Here is a 15,866-nt window from a genome sequence, read left to right as displayed (position 1 = left end):
TGAACGGGAGAACCGATGGGGAGCAAGCGGGTGCTGCTGGCCGCGACGGCTGCGGTCGTGGCGTTCACACTGAGCGGCTGCGGCGGCGGGGACGACGGGGGCGGCGCGATCCCGAGGGCGGAGGACGGGACGGGGTCGACTCCCGGTTCGGGTGGCTCCGGTTCCGGTCCCTCCGTCTCCGGCAAGGACGAGGTCGCCGTCTACGTCGAGGCCCGGCGCGCCTGGGTGGGATGCCTGCGCGACAACGGCATCGACGCCCCCGACCCGGACGCGAACGGCCAGGTCGACCTGGGCGACGCCGCCACGCTCAAGAAGAACCCGGCCTACCTCAGGGCCTCGGAGAAGTGCTCCACGCTCGCACCGCCGGTGCCGAAGGAGATCGAGCGCAGACTCGCGCCGAAGCTCACCCCGGAGCAGGTCAGGACCCAGTTCGCCTTCGCCGCGTGCATGCAGAAGAACGGCGCCCCGGACTTCCCCGACCCCGAACCCGACGGCAACGTCTACGGGGACGTCACCTGGGACTCGACCACGGCCGCCGCCAAGCGGGCCGCCCGCGACTGCGCCCCGATCATCGGCGACCCGGTCGAACAGGGTCCGGGCAAGGGGTGAGCGGCATGTTCACCGAAGAGAAGGCCGACGGGGACACGGTCGCGGCCCCGGACGCGCACCCGGCCCCGCGTCGCCGCCGGAGCCGTACCCTCCTCGTCGCCACGGCCTGTGCGGTGGTCACGGCGGTCGCCGTGGTCGGCGCGCTCGGCCTCGGCGGCGGGGGCGAGGCTCCGGCCGCCCCGCCCCGGGAGGGCTCCACGGTCGCCGTCGCCCGTACCGTCCTCGCCGAACGCACCAAGGTCGAGGGGACGTTGGGGTACGGAACCGCGACACCGCTGCCGGTGAAGGCGACCGGCACGGTCACCTGGCTCCCGGAGGCGGGCTCGACCGCCGGGCGCGGGGACACCCTGCTGAGGGTCGACGACCGGCCGGTGGTGCTGCTCTACGGCACGCTGCCGATGTACCGCGAACTGGGTCTGACACAGGGGGCGGGCGCGGAACCGGGGGCGGAGACGGGGGCGGACACGGGTGCGGGGACGGGGGCGGACACGGGGGCGGACACGGGTGCGGGGACGAACACCGCCCCGCCCGCCGCCTCCGCCCCACCCGGGAAGCCCGCGGCCGACCCGGCCGCCCCAGCCGCCCCACCTGCCCCCACCACACCTCCCTCCCCCTCCCGACACCCCCTCCACGGCATGGACGTCCTCCAGTTCGAGTCCAACCTCGCCGCGCTCGGCTACCGGGGCTTCACCGTCGACGAGGACTTCACCTCCGCCACCGAGCGGGCCGTCGAGCGCTGGCAGCAGGCTCTGGGCCTGCCCGAAACGGGCCGGGTCGGGCTGGGCGACATCGTCTACGCCCCCGGCCGGATACGCCTCGGCAAGGCGGGCGTACGGCTCGGCGCGGCGGCCGGCGACAACGCCCTCACCTACACCGGTACGACCCGCAAGGTCGTCGTCGACGCCTCGGCCCAGGACGCCTCCTGGGCGGTGCGCGGCACCGAGGTCACCGTCGGCCTGCCCGACGGGACGCCGGTACGGGGCAAGGTCGCGTCGGTGGGCGGGGAGGCGACCGCGCCCGAGGGGGCGGACGGTCCTCCCACGGTCCCCGTCACGGTCACGGTGGCCGACCAGCGGGCCCTGGGACGCCTGGAGAGCGGCCCGGTGACCGTCGAGTACGTGGGGCGGCGGCGGGAGAACGTCCTGGCCGTCCCGGTGGCGGCCCTGGTGGCGCTCGCCGAGGGCGGACACGGCCTGGAGACCGAGGACGGCCGGTTCGTCACGGCCCGGACGGGCCTCTTCGCCGACGGCATGGTGGAGGTGAGCGGCCCGGCGCTCCGCGAGGGCCTGAAGGTGAGGATCCCCCGGTGAGCCCCGAAGCCCCTGATACCCCTGGTACCTCCGGCGCCCCTGCCGCTCCCACCGCCGACGCGGCCGACGCGGCCGACACCGTCGTCGAGTTCCGCGCCGTCTCCAAGACCTACCCCGGCGGCGTCGCGGCCGTCCGTGACGTGGACCTCCGCGTCCGCCGCGGCGAACTCGTCGCGATCGTCGGCCCGTCCGGCTCGGGCAAGTCCAGCATGCTCAATCTGATGGGCAGCCTCGACCGGCCCACGGCCGGCCGGGTCCTGGTCGACGGCCACGATGTCGCCGCCCTGACGGACCGGGAGGTGTCCGCGCTGCGGGCCACCCGGATCGGTTTCGTCTTCCAGCAGTTCCACCTGGCGGTCGGCGTCCCGGTCCTCGACGCGGTCGCCGACGGCCTCCTCTACGCCGGGATCCCGCAGCGCCTCCGCCGAGCCCGCGCGAGCGCCGCCCTGGCCGGGGTCGGCCTCGGCCACCGCGTCCACCACCTGCCGCACCAGCTGTCCGGCGGCGAGCGCCAACGGGTCGCGGTCGCACGGGCGGTGGTCGGCGGACCGGCCGTCCTGCTCGCCGACGAGCCCACCGGCAACCTGGACTCCGCTTCGGGCACGGCGGTCCTCGCCCTGCTGCGCGGACTGCACGCGGCCGGCACGACCGTCGTGGTCATCACCCACGACCGGGAGATCGCGGACGCGCTCCCCCGCCGTATCGAGATGAGGGACGGCCGGGTGGTCGCCGACACCGCCACGGGACCCGCGATCGGAGCGCTCGGATGATCCCCGCCCCCCGAGGAGGCCGGGCCGCCCGGCGGCCCGGCACGGCCCTGCGCCCGGCCCGGCTGCGCCCCGCCGACGTGCTCCGGCTCGGCGGCACCGGGCTGCGCACCCGCCCGCTGCGGGTGTTCCTCTCCGCGCTCGGCATCGCGATCGGCGTCGCCGCCATGATCGCGGTGGTCGGGATCTCCGGCTCGGGCCGGGCGGAGGTGGACCGGCGGCTGGACGCGCTCGGCACGAACCTGCTCCGGGTCGCTCCCGGTGCCACGCTCGACGGCCGGCGGACGCGGCTGCCGGCGGAGGCGGTGGCGATGATCGACCGCATCCCGCCGGTCCGCGAGGTCGCCGCCACGGGCGCGACCGACGCGAAGGTCTACCGCAACGAGCGGATCGCCGTCGGCCGCACCGGCTCCCTCTCGGTCCTGGCGGCCGACGAAGGGCTGCTCCCGGCGGTCGGCGGCCGGGTCCGCTCCGGCCGCTGGCTGGACACGGCGACGGAGGCCTACCCGGCGGTGGTGCTGGGCGCGACGGCCGCCGCGCGGCTCGATGTGTACACGCCGGGGACCCGGGTCTGGCTGGGTGGCCGCTGGTTCTCCCTGATCGGCGTGCTGGACCCCGTGCCCCTCGCCCCGGAGCTGGACGGGGCGGCGCTCGTCGGCTGGCCCGCGGCCCGGACGCACCTGCGGTTCGACGGCCGTCCGTCGACGGTCTACGTGCGGGCCGAGGACAGCGCCGTGGCGGCGGTACGGGCGGTGCTCCCGGCCACCGCGAACCCGGCGAAACCCGCCGAGGTGCAGATCTCCCGCCCCTCGGACGCGCTCGCGGCCCGCGAAGCGGCCGAGTCGGCCCTCACCGGCCTGCTCCTGGGACTCGGCGGGGTCGCGCTCCTGGTCGGTGGGGTCGGTGTCGGCAACACGATGGTGATCTCGGTCCTGGAACGCCGCCCGGAGATCGGCCTGCGCCGGGCCCTGGGGGCCACCAGGGGCCAGATCCGCACCCAGTTCGTGACGGAGTCGCTGCTGCTCTCGACGATCGGCGGCCTGGGCGGCACGGTCCTGGGGACGGTGATCACGGCGGCGTACGCGCTGAGCAGGGGGTGGCCGACGGTGGTCCCGGTGTGGGCGACGGCGGCGGGGGTGGGGGCGACGCTGGCGATCGGCATGATCGCGGGCCTCTACCCGGCGGTACGGGCGAGCCGGCTGTCCCCGACGGTGGCACTGGCGGGCACGTGACGCCGGTGGTGGTGGCGCGCGGGCCTCCGCCCACCGGTACGGACGACCCCGAGCGTCCCGTCAGTACGGCTCCCCCGCCCCTTCCGCCCCGGCCGCCCCGGTGCGCAGCACCACGGTGAACACCGACCCCACCCCGACCTCGGAGGTCACCTCCACGGTCCCGTCGTGGTCGGCGACGATCTGCCGGGCGATCGAGAGCCCGAGCCCGCTGCCGCCGGTGGCCCGCCCCCGGGCCGCGTCCGCCCGCCAGAAGCGGTCGAAGAGATGCGGCAGATCGGCGGCCGGGATCCCGTGCCCGGTGTCCCGTACCGCGATCCGCGCCACCCCGCCCGGACCCACCGCCCGTTCCGGCCCCTCCACCCCCTCCAGCGTCAGCGTCACCGTGCCTCCGGGGGCCGTGTGCCGCACCGCGTTGCCGACGAGGTTGCCGAGTGCCTGCCGCAGCCGGTCCGGGTCCCCGTGCAGCCGTACGGTGCCGGGGCCCGCGCCGACCACCCGGAGGGTCACCCCGGCGGCGGCGGCCCGCGCGCTGTGCGCGGTCCGGCAGGCCTCGACGAGCTCACGGCCGTCCAGCGGCCCCCGGTGGTACGTCAGCGCGCCCGCCTCCGCGAGCGCCAGGTCCTGGAGGTCGTCGACGATCCGCTGCTGGAGCAGCACCTCCTCGTGGAGCGACTCCAGGAGTTCGGCGTCCGCCGTGAGGACGCCGTCGCGCAGCGCCTCCAGATAGCCGCGGAGGTTGGCGAGCGGGGTGCGCAGCTCGTGCGCGATGTCCCCGACGAGCCGGCGCTGCCGCTCCTCGCTGTCCTGGAGGGAGTCCGCCATCCGGTTGAAGGACCGGCCGAGCGTGGCGATCTCGTTCCGGCCGGCGGCGGGCACCCTGCGCCCCAGGTCGCCTTCGCCGAGCCCCTGGGAGGCCGCAGTGAGGGCGCGTACGGGACGGAGCACGGCCCTGCTGAGCAGCAGCGCGCAGGCGAGTGCGGCGGCGGCGACCCCGGCGGCCACGACGACGGCCGGGCCGACCGCGAGCGTCTGTCCCGCGTCGTCGACGGCGCCGAGCCGGACGGTGAGCGGCTGGGGGCCGACGGCGGCGGTCCGCTCGGTGAAGACCCGCTGGAGGCAGCCGCGGAGAGCGGGGGCGGGCCGGGTGCGGCAGCCGGCGGTCGCCGCGAGGTTCGCCTCGACGACGGCCGCGGGCGCGCCCCCGGCGCGCGCGCAGGAGGCGGAGCCCCGGGCGGCGCCGGGGGCCCTCCCGCCGTCGCCGAAGACGGGCACGCCGTACGTGCCGCGTACGGTGGTGACGGTGTGCCCGGCGCGGGTGAGGCAGGCGGCGTACGTCACACCGGCCCCGTACTCGTGGATCATGGTGCCGGTGACCTTGCCCAGCGAGCCGGGGTCGAAGTTCTCGGGCAGGTCGAGCGCGGGCCGGGGGTCGACGAGCAGTGGGGGCGCGGTGCCGCCGGGGCGCGGGTTCCGGCCGAGGAGCGGGTCGGAGTCGGCGATCTGGCCCTGGCCGCCGCTGCTGATCCGGATGCGCTGCCCGGTCTCCTCGGCGAGGGCGCGGACGGTGGGCGCGACGCCCTCCCAGGTGCCCCGGCCGGCCCCGTAGGCGCGGAGTCCCTCGGTGATCCGGGTGACGGACTGCCGGTCGGCGGCGGCGGACTCGCGGAGCTGGCCCGCGGCCTGCCGCAGAGTCAGCCAGGCGGTGGCGGAGGTGGCGGCGACGGCGACGAGCAGGACGACGGCGAAGACCCGCAGCCGAAAGCTCACGTGCCCGGCTCCCCGTCCCCCGCCGGGCCCTCGGAGAGGCGGTATCCGCGCCCGTACACGGTCTCCAGACGGCGGGGGCGGGCCGGGTCGGGCTCCAGTTTCAGCCGGAGGTTGCGGACGTGGACGTCGACGGTGCGTTCCAGGACGTCACTGTCGAAGCCGAAGACCCGCTCGATGATCTGCGCCCGGGTGAAGACCCGCCCGGGCTCGTGGGCGAGGACTTCGAGGAGGGCGAACTCCTTGGCGGTGAGGGCGACCGGCCGGCCGGCGACCCGGACCTCGAAGCGGGCGGTGTCGAGTTCGACCTCGCCGACCCGCAGGGGTTCGTCGCGGACGGCGGCGCCGCGCGCCCGGGACCGGCGCAGCAGGGCGCGGACCCGGGCGGTCAGCTCACGGGGGCTGTACGGCTTGGTGAGGTAGTCGTCGGCGCCGAGGTCGAGGCCGAGGAGCATGTCCTCCTCGGTGCTGCGGGCGGTGAGCAGCAGGATCGGCACGTCCGAGCCCTCGGAGCGCAGGATGCGGCACACGTCGAGCCCGTCGACGAGGGGCAGCATCACATCGAGGACGACGAGGTCCGGCCGTACGGAGCGGATCCGCTCGACGGCGGAGCGCCCGTCGGCGACGACCTGGACGGTGTGCCCTTCCCGTTCCAGGTAGATGCGGATCAGCCGCGACTGCTTCGCGTCGTCCTCGGCGATCAGAATGCGCGCGCCCAACGATGACCCCCCGGTTCCCGTGAAGCCAGCACGGTACCGCGCGGGCCGGGCGCGGCTACAGGTCGTAGACGGCCGTCACGGGGGCGTGGTCGCTCCAGCGCTCCTCGTGGGTGGCGGCCCGCTCGACGTACGCCTTGACGGCCTTGGCGGCGAGACCGGCGGTGGCCATCTGGTAGTCGATGCGCCAGCCGGAGTCGTTATCGAAGGCCCGCCCGCGGTAGGACCACCAGGAGTAGGGCCCCTCCTGCTCGGGGTGGAGCTCCCGTACGACGTCGACGTAGGCCCCGTCCGCCGCGTCGAGCACCCGGCCGAGCCATTCCCGCTCCTCGGGCAGGAAACCGGCGTTCTTCTTGTTGGCCTTCCAGTTCTTGAGGTCGGCCTCGCGGTGGGCGATGTTCCAGTCGCCGCAGACGACGACCTCGCGCCCGTCGGCGGCGGCCTTCTCGCGCAGCTCCTTGAGGTACGGCAGGAAGGCGTCCATGAACCGGTACTTCTCGTCCTGGCGCTCGGTGCCGACCTCGCCGGAGGGCAGGTAGAGGCTGGCGACGGTGACGCCGGGCAGGTCGGCCTCGACGTACCGGCCGCTGCCGTCGAACTCGCTCGACCCGAAGCCGACGCGGACCCGGTCGGGCTCGCGGCGGGTGTAGAGGGAGACGCCGGCGCGGCCCTTGGCGGCGGCGGGCGCGTGGACGGTGAACCAGCCCTCGGGGGCCCGCACCTCCTCGGGCAGCTGCGCCTCCTCGGCGCGCACCTCCTGGAGACAGACGGCATCGGCGGAGGTCCCGCCCAGCCACTCGACGAACCCCTTCTTGGCGGCGGCACGGAGCCCGTTGACATTGACGGTGGTCACTGTGTACAAGACATGCCTCTTCTCAGGGCGTGCGGTCGGCCCAGGGATCAGGCTCCCACACCGGGTGCACGGTGACCGTCGTACCTCCTTCCGGCTGCCGCGTGAGCACGACCCGGCGGGCGAGCTGCCGCAGGAGGCTGTTCCGCTCGGCGTCGTTCATGAGCTTCCAGCCGACCGCGAGAGCGGCGACGACGGGAACGTAGTCCTCCTCGTGCGGGGTCAGCACGACAACGGAGAGCCGCTCTAGGGCGGCCGTCGTGGCGGCCTGCTGCGTGCGGATCACGTCGCGGGCGGCCTCGTACTCACCGGGCCCGTACTCGTCTGGGTCGGCCGCTCGGTCCGCTCGAAGGCGTGCGAGCGCAGCTTTCTGCTTGTCCGCCTCGGCCTCCAGGCGGGCCCGCTCGCGCGCGGCGGCTGCGCGCGGGTCGGCTTTCGGTGCCCTCGGTGCGGGCACGCTGGGAGTCGCGTCGATGGCGGGGGCGGCCTTGTCCATGACCCAGCGGCGTACTTCCGCTTCGGCCTCGGTCCGCAGGACCCAAACCCCTGCGCATCCGTGCTTGCCCATGACGGTGCGCCGGCCGCACGCGAAGTGGTGGCCCTTCACGCTCTGCTTCACGCCGTCGACGTTCAGCATGCGGCTCTGGCGGGGGGCGGTGCCTCGGCAGCCTCCGCACCGGGGAAGTCCGGTGAGGAGGTGCAGGGGGGTACGGGAGCGGGGCGGGGTCTTCTTCATCTTCTGGCGGCGGTCTTGGTACTGCTGCCAGAGGTCGAGGTCGATCAGTTCTTCCTGCGCGCCCGGTACGAAGACGGCGTTGGGGCAGTTGCCGCGCTTCTCGGGTGGACACCTGCATTCCGGGTTGTGTACGCGGAGGAGGCCGGCGCAGAACCCTGAGTCCATGTAGCGGATGAGGGTCTGGGCGGACCACAGACCGCCTCGGACCGTGTGGTGGCCGGAGTCGTTCAGATCGGTGAGCAGAGCGTAGAACGCGGCGCCGTCGATGTACTGGCGGTAGCGGTCGGCCATGATCGGGCCAGTGTCCGGGTCGGCGACGTACCGTTCTTCCTGGGTGATGAAATGCCCTGGTCGTTCGGGGTCGGGCAGTGTCCTGGGGTGCCAGATGTAGCCGAAGCGGGGGCGCCCAGTGGCGGGGAGCTTGAGTTTGGTGACGCGGTGCTCGTGGGTCTCACGCCACTGTTCGCCGCGTACGTCGGATTCGTAGGCCGCGAACTCGAACAGGATGCCGCGCTGTAGCCGACCGGTCGCCGTGCGGGCGTCGGCCTCCTCGGTCGCCGATTCGAGTTGACCGCCTGCGTCGGTCAGGCGTTTCAGGTTGACCGCGACGCCGTCGCGGGAGCGCCCGAAGCGGGAGTACTTCCAGACCGCGATGCCGCGCACTTCCCCGGCCTCGACGCGCTCGATGCCTCGCATGATCTTGCGTTTGAAGTTCCGGCCGGTCATGTCGAGGTCGATGACCCAGTCGACGATGCGACGGCCGGTTCTAGCTGCCCAGGCGGTGATGGCGGCCCGTTGCAGCTCGGGGCTGATCTTCTCCTCTTTCCAGGTCGAGACCCTGATGTAGCCGATCCACGGTTCGCCCTCGTCATCTGGGGGCGCCCCACGGAAGGTCTTGGGGGTGGGTTTGGTCACGGCACGACTCGATTCTCCTTGGTGGTGATGGCCGGCCGACGACGGTCCTTGAGGCTGATCACGTCGACCGAGGAGACGCGGCGCCCGCAGTCTTCGCACAGTCCTGGGGACGGTGGGTGTGGGGCGCTGACGAGACCTCGGCCGACGTGATCAAGGGCTTTGATGTAGCCCTCGGACCGCGCCTTTTCGAGTTGCTCGGCTGTGACTTCGTGGGTGTGGGTGATCATCACCCAGTACATGAGGGGGACCGCCGCGAGGAGCCCGAGGAGTCCAGCATCCGTGAGGGGGGCGGTGCTGGTGGCCCATCCGATCGCGCCGACGGCGAGGGCTATCGCGAAAAAGCCGACGGTAGCTGCGGGCAGCACTCGTCGTGCGGTGATCATTTGTGCTCCTTGCTACTCGGCGGTCCTTTCGGAGTCGCCGGGAGCGGCGCGGTGGCGCTTCACGGTGTCGATGACGGCCTCGACGGTCCGGCGGTCGGCGGGGTTGGTGATGCCGAGTTCGTCGAGCGCTTCGTCGATGGTGATGGGGGCGGCGGTGGCGGGCCTGGTGCGTACTCGGTTGATGTCGTCAGGGGTAAGCCATCCGGCGCCGACGAGGACTGCACTAAGGGGGTCGCCGAGGAAGCTGGCGAGCTGTTCTAGGGAGTCCTCCGACTACGCCCACCCCTGGCTGATCTTCGGGCAGGACGTCGTCGACGCCTACGCACTCACCATGCACAACGACCTGATGCAACCAGGCAAGGCACTCGAAGTCGCCCTCGCCCTCGACGTCGGAAGCATCCCGTCCGCCACCCGCCGCTCATACCACCTGATCGAGACCGCCCGCGCTTACGGCATGAAGGACGAGGGAGTCGCAGCGGTCGCCCTCCTACAGAAAGCGCACCGCGAGTCACCCGAGACCATCCGGTTCAACATGCACACCCGCATGGTGCTGCCCGAGCTGGCCAAGACCGGCCCCCGCATGGTCCGCGAGGACGCCCACGCGCTCGCCCTCGACCTCGGCGTCCCGGTGTGATCGTTTAAGGGGTAGGAACCGTACCCCTCAGCAAGGGGGTAGGGACCCTACCTCCCGTCAGTTCCGCGTGCGCCTACCGTCGCAGTACCAGCAGCCCAGCGACGGTGGGAGCAGCCGATGCCCGAGCAGTCCGAGCACACCCGAGCGGCCGAGGATCTCGTCGGGTTCCTCCAGATCGCCACGACTGTTGAGGAGCGCGCCGAGGACGCCGCCCTTGCCACCATCCGGCGGGCCCTCACGATGCAGCAGAGCCTCGACGCCCTGGCGCTCGCGCGGCTGGCGGACGACCTCTTGACGCACTGCGCGAGCCTCGCTGTCGGCGTTGAGACCATCCCCGAGAACGAGCGTCCGACGCGCGGGCAGGGTGCGCTGAGGGACTGGGCCCAGCTCAAGGCCGACGGGCCCGGCGGCGGGCCCCTCGGCACGTGGTCCTACACCCGGCAGCTCGCCACGGTTGCGCGCAACATGGTCACCGCGATCCGCGATCACCGCGCGGCAACGGAAGGCCGCGCCCCGTACGTCGGCCGGCGCGAGCTGCCCCCGCTCACCCCGACCGCCCTGTGAGGGAGTGGCACCGGCAGGCGATCTATTGCGTGATCGTCCTCGGCATGCTCGCCGCGCTCTGTCTCGGCATCACCGCCTGACGCCCTCGGCACCCGCTCCCGGTCCATAGGATGGGCAGGCCGCCACGAGAGGAAATGATCACAAATGCGCCCCCAGCGATTCACCGACTACGTCCTCGACCTCGCCAAGAACGCGCCCAGCGCGACCCGCGTGCAGACCCTCGCCGAGGTCGGAGACGACCAGCGGCCGTTCGGCCTGGCCATCACGACGGCGAACGGCGGCGAGACCCGGTGGCAGTTCGTGGGGCAGCTCCCGGACGGAGAGAAGCACACCGGCTTCACCGATCAGCCGGTGACGGGTACCCCGGCGCCGACGCTGGGCGACCCGGCCGCCGCCGACTCCCCCGAGGCGTGGCTCGCGGCCGTCCTCGCCGGGGCCGAGTGCCCGGAGATCTCTGCCATCGCCCGGTGGTCCACCGGCCCCGAGGCGGGCGCACAGCGTGGCGTCACCGTCGACTTCCACGACGGCTCGCGGATCTTCGCGCGCCAGCTCTAGTCCCTCCCCGGCATCGTCCGGGGAGTGCACATCGCACCACCGTCAGCACCACCTACCTCAGGAGGACTGCACTGTGAGCAAGCGATTCGACCCCGGCATGTGCGAGGGAAGCTGCCCCGTCTGCGGCGCCGGAGTGGGCTCCGCGCCCGGTAGCCCGACCACGATGCACCAGCGCGGCGGCACCGGCACCGAGACCTGCCCCGGCAGCGGCCAGCCCGCTCTGTAGCGGCACGGCCCCGGCCGGGCCGTTTGATCCGTACGCACGGCGGCCCCGCTTCCCGATTGGGAGGCGGGGCCGCTGCGTGGTCACAGTGAGCATCCCGGGAGAATACCGACACCCGAGGTCCGCATACATGTACGATGCACTGCATGAACATCCAGTCGACGCCCTACGACCACCCCGACGCCGTCGCCCTCGACGCCGCCGTCCAGGCGGAGTACGCCGCCCGCTACGACGACGAGGGCGATGTCACACCGCTGGCCGCCTGGATGTTCTCCCCGCCCCGGGGCCTGTACCTGCTCGCGTACGACACCGCGGGCCGCCCCGTCGCCACCGGCGGCTGGCGCACCCAGGACAAGAACGACGAGGGCTACGAGAACGGCGACGCCGAACTCAAGCGCATGTACGTCACCCCCGAGGCCCGCGGCCTGGGCCTGGCCCGCCGCGTCCTGGCCGCCCTGGAGTCCGACGCCCGCGCCGCCGGCCGCGCCCGCATGGTCCTGGAGACGGGCACGGCCCAGCCGGAGGCGATAGCCCTCTACCTCTCCAGCGGCTACGAACCCTGCGCCGAGTTCGGCCACTACCGCGACCACCCCACCAGCCGCTGCTTCGCGAAGCCGCTGGTCTGAGTCGTCACCGCAGGATCTCCCGCCAGACGTCGAGCAGGACGGCCTCGTCCTTGTAGTGCCGCCGGCTCCCCCGGACCCTGCGGACGGCCTCGTAGCGCCGGACGAGTTCCTCCGCCACCTGCCGCACGACGGCCGGCAGCTGGTGCCTGATCACGGCCTGCCAGTCGTAGCGGGAACGCTGCTCGTCGTGCAGGATCCCCACGGGCAGCAGCCGCCGGCAGGCCACCCGGCAGACCAGGTCGGGCGCGTAGACGCTCAGGTGCCCCGCCCCGGCCTTCTGCCGCGCGGGCATCTCCCGCAGCGCGCCATGGGCCGCCCGGTACGCCTCGACGGCCCGCACGACGCCGAGCGGACTCATCCCCTCGGGGAAGACCCCGCGGTAGAGCTCCGATCCGATGTCCCCCCAGAGCCTGTCCAGGCCCTCGTCCGTCGCCGCCAGGTGCACGGCGTCCACATCGTCACGGGGCGCCAGACAGGCGAGCGCCCGGGTGACCTCCGGCATCGGGAAGGGCTTGCGGTGCGGCCCCACGGAGGCACCGCGCCGAGGGTCGAAGTACCCCATCCCCTCCCAGTTGCAGGCCATCAGCGCCTGGATGCGCGGGCACCGGATCAGCCCGTCCTGCGCCGTCGGCCGGTTGACGTACCCATGGGCCGTGTCGTGCAGCATCCGCGCGACGTCCCGGTCCCGCCCGCACTGGATCTCCAGCCGTACGGTCGACCGGGCGATGTGCTGCACACCCCACTCGGCCCGGCCCGCCGCGATGATGCTCAGCCGCTGGAAGCCGTCGATGCTCTCCAGGCCGTACACCGCCAGCGAGTCCACGAACCCGCGCGGCCCCGCCGACTCGGGCACCCGCACCTCGTCCGCCCCCAGAACGACACTGCCCACCCGCCCGAACCGCTCGGGATGATCCCGCAGGATCGCCCAGAGCTCCCGGTTGACGGACGTGTCCCCCAGATACCCCCGCCGCGCCCCGAGCCGCCGCGCCGCGTCCGTCCCCATCGCCAACGGCGCGAGATCCGCGGCCGACACCGAGACCTCCCACCCGTGCGGAGTCTGAACGGAGTGGCGAGGCGTCAGAAAGAGAGATTCCCCGTCGGGAAACGGCCACGGCGCGGAGCTGAACGAATCAACCATGCCCGGCTAACTCACGGAACCACACGGAGGTCGCGGTCCCACCCCCAGGAAATCCCCCGCGCGCCGTGGCGGGAGAGCGACGGCACCCTCGGTGGACCATGCGGTTCTCGTGTGCGGGACCGGGAGCGGGCGGTTGTCGGCGTACAGGTGAGTGAACCCGCCCCCGCCGCGTACGGATGAGAACGCACCGTCGCCGACGCGCTGAAAGGCTGGGCCGGAAGCCTTCCACCGCCCTTCCGGGACCGGCGGAGGGCGGCCGGCAGCGGTGCTGGATCCGCATCTGTACGAGCCCGGCATCGGGCCGCACACGTCGGCCGGGAGAAGAAGGGCCTGAAGCGGTGACCGGGTTGCGGCCGGTCCTACGAGCGGTCGGCGCCGACTGACGTACGAGAGGTGCCGCGGTGTCGACTGCGAAGACCCCATCCACCATCGCGGTCCTCCCGATCATCTCGGGGCTCTCCCTCGCTTTCACGGTCACGGCCGTCGACCCGCTGATCCTCAGCCTGAACATGCCGCAGATCAGCCGGGCCCTCGACGTGCCGCCCGACGTCGTCGGCTTCCTGGGAGGCGCGGCGACGCTGGTCGTGGCCGCCGCCGTGCTCGCCGTGGGCAGTCTCGGGGACGCCTTCGGGCTCAAGCGGCTGCTGATGCTGGGGCTGGTCGGCGACATCGTCGTCAACCTGCTCTCCGCGCTCTCCCCCGGCTACGTGTTCCTGCTGGTGATGCGCCTCCTCGACGGCCTTGCGCTGGCCGCGATGCTGGGAGTGACGCTGGCCCTGCTCAAGGCGTCGGTGCCGACGGAAAGACGGCCGGCGGCCATCGGCATGTTCATGGCCATCGAGATGGTGCTGTGCGGGGTGACCCCCGCGGCCGGGGGCTGGCTGGCGGACACACTCGGCTGGCGGTGGCTGTTCCTGGTCGCCCCACTCCTGTCGCTGATCGCGCTCGGGCTGACGGCCCGGTACGTCACCGAGCCCCCCGTCCTGCAGCGCCGCGGAGTCGACGTCGTCGGCGTCAGCCTGGTCGGCCTCGCCCTGCTGACCCTCGTCCACGGCATCGCCGAGGCGGAGAACGGGATCACCCGGATCGAGGCCTGGCTGCCGTTGGTGATCAGCGCGATCGCCGGCGTGCTGTTCGTGTTCCATGAGCGCCGGACACCCGAACCGGTCCTGGAGCTGTCGCTGTTCCGCAGCGGCGCGTTCACCGTGGCCGCGCTGTCCAGTCTGACGCTGAACTTCGCCGTCGCGGGGTTCAGTTTCGTCCTGGGGCAGTTCGGCAGTGTGATCCTGTCGCTGCCCCCGCGCACGATCGGCCTGCTGTTTCTGCCCGGCACCCTACTGATCGCGGGCGCCGTCATCCTCGCCGGGCACCTGATCGAGAAGTACACCCCCCGGCCGGTCCTCATCACCGGCCTGCTGTTGCTGGTCGCGAGCGGGCTGCTGATGGCGGCCACCGCCGAGCCCACGATGGCGCTGTGGATCCTCGTACTGGCCACCTGGCTCACCAACCTCGGGTCGCTGGTGGCCTCCGCCTCGGTGGCCGAGACCATCCTCTCGCACGCCCCACCCGGAAAGTCCGGCGCCGTGGCCTCCGTTCAGCCGGCGTTCGGAATGACCGGCTACGCGCTCGGCCCCGCCGTCTACCTGCTGCTGCTCAACCTCTCCTTCCAACGGCAGTGGCTCAACGACGCCGATGCGCGCGGTATGTCGGCGACCCAGGCCAAGCAGGCCGTGGACGCGACACGAAGCGCTATGGCGCACAGTCCGGGCACCGCCGGATACGACCCGAACCTGCTCCGGCAGTCCGGACTGGACCTCGGGCTGGACTTCACCGACGGCCTGAGGCTCACCATGCTGGTCACGAGCCTCCTACCGCTCGCCCTGGCCGTGGCGGCGTACGTGCTCATGCCCCGCCGGAGCCGGACCGCACCGCAGGACCGACCGGATTGACGGATCGAACGGCTGCTTTCCCCAGCAGGGTTCCGAACGGGGGAGGGACAGGCGCCCGGCAGGTCCCGCTGGAGCTGCGGAGTCGGATGCGGTGGGTCAGCATGGAAGAAGGGGAGCTTCCAAGCGGAGGTTTCCATGGCTGACAACGAGGCACTCGTCCGCGATCTCTTCCGGGCGTGGAACAACCGGGACTACGACGCCATCGCCGGGGCAGTCGCTCCGGACTGCACTCTCGTCGACAAGGGCAGCGGGAGAAAGCTGGAGGGCCCGGAGGCGTTCACCTGGCTCGCCAGAACCCTGTTCAACGCGATGCCTGACGGCACGTTCACCCTCGACCGCCTCACGTCCCAGGGGGACACAGTGGTCGTCGAGTACACGGGCAGCGGGACACAGACCGGGGACCTGGTCCTGCAGGTGGGCACCGTGCCCGCCACTGGACGTCACGTCACGCTGCACGCGTGCGACATCTACGAGGTCAAGGACGGCAAGATCCAGGAGGGCCGGGCCTATCTGGACACCGGCGCGATCATGAGCCAGCTCGGTCTGACCGAGCAGTCGCGGGCTGCCTGACCGCGAGAAGCGCCCACCAACAGCGGCCCCGTCACGGCTCACGCACCCGAACCACCCCGAATCCCAGGCCGATCCTCTGCCAGACAGCCACCCGAGGCCCCGTCCGCGTTCGGACATCACCTCGAACACACCTCACAAACGCCGAGATCCCGCCCAGCCTTTCGGCTGAACGGGATCTCGTGACGATTCTCGAGAGCTACTCGAGAACAGTCGTCTGTGGACCTGTGGGGATTTGAACCCCAGACCCCCTCGATGCGAACGAGGTGCGCTACCAGACTGCGCCACAGGCCCTTGCGACGTGTGAAACATTAGCACCCCGACCCGC

Annotated in this window: 18 protein-coding genes and 1 tRNA gene; 12 read left to right on the top strand and 7 right to left on the bottom strand. The window is 72.6% G+C overall.

Translation table 11 applies throughout. The features are described from left to right. Positions 1-15 precede the first annotated feature (15 nt). From ABT154_RS27010 to ABT154_RS26995, 4 genes are read left to right on the top strand one after another with little or no spacing between them, the layout of a single operon-like run. Complete coding sequence (locus ABT154_RS27010) at positions 16-609, top strand: hypothetical protein (protein WP_351859924.1); 594 nt, start codon at positions 16-18, stop codon at positions 607-609. A 5-nt stretch (positions 610-614) separates the two neighbouring features. Next, on the top strand, positions 615-1,919 hold the full coding sequence (locus ABT154_RS27005) for a peptidoglycan-binding protein (protein ID WP_351859922.1): 1,305 nt from the start codon (positions 615-617) through the stop codon (positions 1,917-1,919). Next, a complete protein-coding gene (locus tag ABT154_RS27000) occupies positions 1,916-2,689 on the top strand; it encodes an ABC transporter ATP-binding protein (protein WP_351859920.1) in 774 nt (257 codons plus the stop codon). The genes ABT154_RS27005 and ABT154_RS27000 overlap by 4 nt, the downstream gene beginning before the upstream one ends. Continuing rightward, positions 2,686-3,918 carry an ABC transporter permease gene (locus ABT154_RS26995; protein WP_351859919.1) on the top strand — a complete coding sequence of 411 codons (1,233 nt, stop codon included), beginning with the start codon at positions 2,686-2,688 and terminating at the stop codon, positions 3,916-3,918. The genes ABT154_RS27000 and ABT154_RS26995 overlap by 4 nt, the downstream gene beginning before the upstream one ends. 60 nt (positions 3,919-3,978) lie before the next feature. On the opposite strand, the gene ABT154_RS26990 is transcribed toward ABT154_RS26995, so the two are convergent. Genes ABT154_RS26990 through ABT154_RS26970 form a run of 5 tightly spaced genes read right to left on the bottom strand, consistent with a single transcriptional unit; the run spans position 3,979 to position 9,282 of the window. Beyond that, entirely contained in the window at positions 3,979-5,685 is a 1,707-nt protein-coding gene (locus ABT154_RS26990) for a sensor histidine kinase (RefSeq protein WP_351859917.1), read from the bottom strand. Continuing rightward, complete coding sequence (locus ABT154_RS26985; protein ID WP_351859915.1) at positions 5,682-6,401, bottom strand: response regulator transcription factor; 720 nt, start codon at positions 6,399-6,401, stop codon at positions 5,682-5,684. Before ABT154_RS26985 ends, ABT154_RS26990 begins: the two co-directional genes overlap by 4 nt. A 55-nt stretch (positions 6,402-6,456) precedes the next feature. Further along, the gene (locus ABT154_RS26980; protein WP_351859913.1) at positions 6,457-7,260 is read right to left on the bottom strand and encodes an exodeoxyribonuclease III; all 804 of its coding nucleotides are present in this window, start codon (positions 7,258-7,260) and stop codon (positions 6,457-6,459) included. A gap of 13 nt (positions 7,261-7,273) precedes the next feature. After that, on the bottom strand, positions 7,274-8,899 hold the full coding sequence (locus ABT154_RS26975; RefSeq protein ID WP_351859911.1) for a recombinase family protein: 1,626 nt from the start codon (positions 8,897-8,899) through the stop codon (positions 7,274-7,276). Further along, positions 8,896-9,282, bottom strand: a complete 387-nt coding sequence (locus tag ABT154_RS26970) for a hypothetical protein (protein ID WP_351859909.1) — start codon at positions 9,280-9,282, stop codon at positions 8,896-8,898. The genes ABT154_RS26975 and ABT154_RS26970 overlap by 4 nt, the downstream gene beginning before the upstream one ends. Positions 9,283-9,333: 51 nt before the next feature. Between ABT154_RS26970 and ABT154_RS26965 the strand changes: the two genes are divergently transcribed. The 6 genes from ABT154_RS26965 (at position 9,334) to ABT154_RS26940 (ending at position 11,884) form a co-directional block, all read left to right on the top strand. Continuing rightward, entirely contained in the window at positions 9,334-9,543 is a 210-nt protein-coding gene (locus ABT154_RS26965; RefSeq protein ID WP_351859907.1) for a hypothetical protein, read from the top strand. A 70-nt stretch (positions 9,544-9,613) separates the two neighbouring features. After that, positions 9,614-9,916 carry a hypothetical protein gene (locus ABT154_RS26960; protein ID WP_351859905.1) on the top strand — a complete coding sequence of 101 codons (303 nt, stop codon included), beginning with the start codon at positions 9,614-9,616 and terminating at the stop codon, positions 9,914-9,916. A gap of 117 nt (positions 9,917-10,033) precedes the next feature. Continuing rightward, positions 10,034-10,480, top strand: a complete 447-nt coding sequence (locus ABT154_RS26955; RefSeq protein WP_351859903.1) for a DUF6415 family natural product biosynthesis protein — start codon at positions 10,034-10,036, stop codon at positions 10,478-10,480. 144 nt (positions 10,481-10,624) lie between these two features. After that, on the top strand, positions 10,625-11,035 hold the full coding sequence (locus ABT154_RS26950) for a hypothetical protein (protein WP_351859901.1): 411 nt from the start codon (positions 10,625-10,627) through the stop codon (positions 11,033-11,035). Between the two features lie 73 nt (positions 11,036-11,108). Next, a complete protein-coding gene (locus ABT154_RS26945; protein WP_351859899.1) occupies positions 11,109-11,261 on the top strand; it encodes a hypothetical protein in 153 nt (50 codons plus the stop codon). A gap of 143 nt (positions 11,262-11,404) precedes the next feature. Then, entirely contained in the window at positions 11,405-11,884 is a 480-nt protein-coding gene (locus tag ABT154_RS26940; protein ID WP_351859897.1) for a GNAT family N-acetyltransferase, read from the top strand. Positions 11,885-11,888: 4 nt separating this feature from the next. Here ABT154_RS26940 and ABT154_RS26935 read toward each other — a convergent pair whose 3' ends face one another. Further along, entirely contained in the window at positions 11,889-12,917 is a 1,029-nt protein-coding gene (locus ABT154_RS26935; protein ID WP_351859895.1) for a hypothetical protein, read from the bottom strand. A 506-nt stretch (positions 12,918-13,423) separates the two neighbouring features. Between ABT154_RS26935 and ABT154_RS26930 the strand changes: the two genes are divergently transcribed. Together ABT154_RS26930 and ABT154_RS26925 are read left to right on the top strand one after the other, a co-directional pair. After that, positions 13,424-14,971: an MFS transporter gene (locus ABT154_RS26930; RefSeq protein ID WP_351859893.1), complete on the top strand. Its 1,548-nt coding sequence runs from the start codon at positions 13,424-13,426 to the stop codon at positions 14,969-14,971. Positions 14,972-15,106: 135 nt separating this feature from the next. Continuing rightward, on the top strand, positions 15,107-15,541 hold the full coding sequence (locus tag ABT154_RS26925) for an ester cyclase (protein ID WP_351859892.1): 435 nt from the start codon (positions 15,107-15,109) through the stop codon (positions 15,539-15,541). 217 nt (positions 15,542-15,758) lie between these two features. Here the strand turns inward: ABT154_RS26925 and ABT154_RS26920 are convergent. Continuing rightward, positions 15,759-15,832 (bottom strand) — tRNA-Ala (locus ABT154_RS26920). Between the last annotated feature and the right edge of the window lie 34 nt (positions 15,833-15,866).

The sequence above is a fragment of the Streptomyces sp. NPDC001728 genome, assembly GCF_040297565.1.
Classification (GTDB): Bacteria; Actinomycetota; Actinomycetes; order Streptomycetales; family Streptomycetaceae; genus Streptomyces.
The sequence above is the reverse complement of the archived record's forward strand: the minus strand, read 5'-3'. Positions and strand labels throughout refer to the sequence as shown.

Coding starts and splice junctions, on each gene's coding strand:
- ABT154_RS27010 (WP_351859924.1), top strand. CDS start 16: ATGGGGAGCAAGCGGGTGCTGCTGGCCGCGACGGCTGCGGTCGTGGCG.
- ABT154_RS27005 (WP_351859922.1), top strand. CDS start 615: ATGTTCACCGAAGAGAAGGCCGACGGGGACACGGTCGCGGCCCCGGAC.
- ABT154_RS26995 (WP_351859919.1), top strand. CDS start 2,686: ATGATCCCCGCCCCCCGAGGAGGCCGGGCCGCCCGGCGGCCCGGCACG.
- ABT154_RS26970 (WP_351859909.1), bottom strand. CDS start 9,282: ATGATCACCGCACGACGAGTGCTGCCCGCAGCTACCGTCGGCTTTTTC.
- ABT154_RS26960 (WP_351859905.1), top strand. CDS start 9,614: ATGCACAACGACCTGATGCAACCAGGCAAGGCACTCGAAGTCGCCCTC.
- ABT154_RS26955 (WP_351859903.1), top strand. CDS start 10,034: ATGCCCGAGCAGTCCGAGCACACCCGAGCGGCCGAGGATCTCGTCGGG.
- ABT154_RS26950 (WP_351859901.1), top strand. CDS start 10,625: ATGCGCCCCCAGCGATTCACCGACTACGTCCTCGACCTCGCCAAGAAC.
- ABT154_RS26940 (WP_351859897.1), top strand. CDS start 11,405: ATGAACATCCAGTCGACGCCCTACGACCACCCCGACGCCGTCGCCCTC.
- ABT154_RS26925 (WP_351859892.1), top strand. CDS start 15,107: ATGGCTGACAACGAGGCACTCGTCCGCGATCTCTTCCGGGCGTGGAAC.